The sequence below is a fragment of the Pseudomonas sp. PS01303 genome (assembly GCF_029959385.1).
In the GTDB taxonomy this organism is placed as follows: Bacteria; Pseudomonadota; Gammaproteobacteria; order Pseudomonadales; family Pseudomonadaceae; genus Aquipseudomonas; species Aquipseudomonas rustica.
Genome location: NZ_JASCPK010000282.1, coordinates 1 through 2,769 on the forward strand (window position 1 = coordinate 1; position 2,769 = coordinate 2,769).

5 protein-coding genes are annotated in these 2,769 nt (G+C 61.4%); all 5 read right to left on the minus strand.

Annotation, left to right across the window (positions count from 1 at the left end; genetic code table 11):
• Window positions 1-128: 128 nt before the first annotated feature.
• The 5 genes from QMX93_RS30405 to QMX93_RS30425 are packed head-to-tail and all read right to left on the minus strand — an operon-like array spanning window position 129 to window position 2,639.
• The gene (locus QMX93_RS30405; RefSeq protein ID WP_065863439.1) at window positions 129-341 is read right to left on the minus strand and encodes a hypothetical protein; all 213 of its coding nucleotides are present in this window, start codon (window positions 339-341) and stop codon (window positions 129-131) included.
• 47 nt (window positions 342-388) lie between these two features.
• The gene (locus QMX93_RS30410) at window positions 389-739 is read right to left on the minus strand and encodes a TrfB-related DNA-binding protein (RefSeq protein WP_015272403.1); all 351 of its coding nucleotides are present in this window, start codon (window positions 737-739) and stop codon (window positions 389-391) included.
• Window positions 740-790: 51 nt separating this feature from the next.
• Window positions 791-1,303 (minus strand): hypothetical protein, encoded by a 513-nt coding sequence (locus QMX93_RS30415; RefSeq protein ID WP_065863440.1) that lies wholly within the window; start codon window positions 1,301-1,303, stop codon window positions 791-793.
• A 15-nt stretch (window positions 1,304-1,318) separates the two neighbouring features.
• Window positions 1,319-1,747, minus strand: coding sequence for a hypothetical protein (locus QMX93_RS30420; RefSeq protein ID WP_065863441.1), 429 nt, complete (start codon window positions 1,745-1,747; stop codon window positions 1,319-1,321).
• Between the two features lie 55 nt (window positions 1,748-1,802).
• Window positions 1,803-2,639 (minus strand): DUF932 domain-containing protein, encoded by an 837-nt coding sequence (locus tag QMX93_RS30425; RefSeq protein ID WP_058565766.1) that lies wholly within the window; start codon window positions 2,637-2,639, stop codon window positions 1,803-1,805.
• Between the last annotated feature and the right edge of the window lie 130 nt (window positions 2,640-2,769).

Consider the following 2,769-nt stretch of genomic DNA (forward strand, 5'->3'; position numbering starts at 1 on the left):
GGCAAGCGGAGCGCGCAGCGCCTGGCGGGCCAGGTGCGCAGGCGAGAGGGATTGAAGCCCGAAGGGGCGAGACGCGGCGCAGCCGTGGCTCGATGCGTAGCACGAAAGCCCGGGCCGCAGGCCTCGCACTAGATCTTCTCCCCGGCTAGGTGGTGAAAGTACCAGGCCAATTCTGGACGGTTGCCGCCCATCTGTTGCTTGATCGCTGTCACCAGATCCTCGCGGGCCTGGCCCGTCGCTGATTCCAGCCGCTCGCGGATCTTTTCAACCTCGGCGCTGGCTACCCATGCAAGGCAAGCCAGGTAATCGAGTACGCCCTTTTCTTCTGTTGGTGTAAGCATCTGCAATTCCCTCAGCAGTCAATTTGTCCGTGACAGCAAGGCGCTATCTAGGCCTTTTTCTGTCGGTTAGGTGTCTTCTTTGTGGTCCCTGGTTGGGCCTCCTTTGGCTGCTCATGCTTGGCGGCCATCTGCTTGACCTGCTCGGCTTCCTCGGGGGTAAGCCAGACCATGACGGGCACAAGGCCAACTGTTTGGCGTTCCAGCACGGCGGTTACTCGCTTGATTGCAGCGTGTACAAGCTGACGCGACTGGCCGATGTTGTTGGCCACCTCGATAGGTTCCTTGCCCTCCACCAGCACCGCCCTGGCAATGTCCAGGGTTTTGGTGGACATGCCCCGGAGCGCCGGCAGGGAAGCGGTCCATTGTTCGGCGGTGTATTTCGGCTGGGTGGGCTGCATTCGCGGTTCCTTACTGTTGGCTAAAGGCCCTGCAACCGGCAGGGCTACGGGTCAAGCGTGCTGCTGTTTCATTTGCTCGATGAAGCCCCGCGCATGCGCTTCCAAGCGGCGGGCGTCTGTGGAACCGGCATGGAGCCGGTGCCGTTTGACGCCCTGGGCGGTGGCTTTCCAGATGACGTAAAACGTCCCCTCGTTGTTGCGCTCGATAGTAATGGCAACGCCCTGGTCACTGGTACCAACCTTGGCGGCGACTGCCGCCACGGTTTCGCTTTCCAGTGTCTGCCGATCCCATACCAGCAGGGGCACAAACTGGGGGTTGTTGAGCGCGTCGGCTGTCTCCAGGCCGCCCACATCGCACAACCACGCTTCGTCGTCTTCGTCCCAGGCTTCGGCAGTAACGGGGAACATCCACGCCAAGAGTGGCCGACCGTCCTGCACCTGGCAGGCGTAGAGCTGGTCGGAGTCGAGCAAAAACGCCACGCAATCGCCAGGGATGACAAGGCCGTGGCCAGGGTTGGCCCTGAGTAACGATCGGTAGGCTTCCAACGTGTTGTCGTAAGTCATGGTTGATCCTCGATCTCAGGCCTTGGCCACGGCCAGGGAGTGGGTGACGATGCGGCGCATGATGAGCAGGTGGGGCAGGGTGGCCAGGCCCGTCAATGACCAATACCGCCCGCCCCACTGGGCAAAAATGGTCGTCATGTTGCCGTGGTCCAGCTCGGCCAGCTTGAACGAAACGCCCAGCTCGTCGGCGTGGTAGTCGATCACGGGCCGCTGCGAAAGGTTGAACTCGAAACGGGCAGCGGTCGTGCGGGCCGGTGGCGTGCCGTAGGCGCGTTCCTGATCGATCAAAAATGCCTCTTCGTCGCCCAGGATCGCGCCGGGGTAACGCACGCGCAGTTCGGGCAACATCAGGCCGGAATGCTGGGCCATCCACATGTTCGGCGCGATCTGGCGGGCATAGTCGATGATCGCGGTATGGCCAGGGACATAGAAGACTTTGCACATGGTTCGATCCTCCAAGGGCGGGGGAAAGCCGGGCGACTAGCGCCCGGCTCGCCAGTTACGCGGCGGCTTGGCCGCTGCGTAGGGCCTGGGCCAGTACCCACAAGGCGCGATTGAGTTTCACGTCTTGGTCAATGCCGTTAACGGCGCGGGTAGTGGTCCGGCGTCCTTGCTTGTTGCGGCCACGCAAGCCGCCCTTGATGGTGTTTTCCTGCACGCGGTTGAACGTGGTCCAGAGATCGCTTGCGCGGTCTTCGGCACGGCGAGGCATCAGCAGTTGCGACGGCGTGACCGGGGCAGGGCCTTCGGATGGGTCGTAGCGGTAGGCCAGGGCAGCCATGGCGAACGCTTCTTGCTCTTCCTGGCGCAAGTGGTAGTGCTGCATGTCGTCAAGGTTGGCATCGATCTGCTCGAACTGGCCCAGCACCTCATAGGCGCCTTCGATAACGTCGTTCACAACGTCAATGCGGCCGCTGTGGCGCACTTTCTGATCCATCGCCATGTCGCCCAGGACCAGCCCGTTAGCGCACACGAAACGGAATTTGCCGGCCATCATCTGGTAGCTACTGCTCCCGTCGTGGCTGTTCAGCAGAATGATTTCGTTCGCTTCCTTGCTCATGATGTTGCTGGCATGGCGCAGGCGAATCATGTGCTTGGTGTGCTCGCGCTTGTCCGTGTTACGGACGCGGGTCTGGCACGCCATGAAAGGCTGAAACCCTTCGGCGCGCAGGGCATCGAGCACCGCGACGGTGGGGATATACAGGTAACGTTCCGAACGGCTGTCGTGCGCTTCCTCGGCAAAGATCGAGGGCGCCACGCGGGCAATCTCGTCATTGGTCAGAGGGGCATCGCTGCGGATCATGCACGGGTTACGGAAGTTGCTGGAAAGACGCATTTTTGTATCTCCTTCGCAGATTCCCCGGAGCGGTTGCCGCCGCTGGTTTCCGGGGTGTCGAGCGGTATTGCTTCGACGTGGTTAGTATCTCAAATCGCGGTGCTGTCGTCAACTGTTGGTAAAACATTCT

Bases quoted from the DNA above. Each gene is read 5' to 3' on its own strand.
- QMX93_RS30415 (WP_065863440.1), bottom strand. From the start codon at position 1,303: ATGACTTACGACAACACGTTGGAAGCCTACCGATCGTTACTCAGGGCC.
- QMX93_RS30405 (WP_065863439.1), bottom strand. From the start codon at position 341: ATGCTTACACCAACAGAAGAAAAGGGCGTACTCGATTACCTGGCTTGC.
- QMX93_RS30420 (WP_065863441.1), bottom strand. From the start codon at position 1,747: ATGTGCAAAGTCTTCTATGTCCCTGGCCATACCGCGATCATCGACTAT.
- QMX93_RS30425 (WP_058565766.1), bottom strand. From the start codon at position 2,639: ATGCGTCTTTCCAGCAACTTCCGTAACCCGTGCATGATCCGCAGCGAT.
- QMX93_RS30410 (WP_015272403.1), bottom strand. From the start codon at position 739: ATGCAGCCCACCCAGCCGAAATACACCGCCGAACAATGGACCGCTTCC.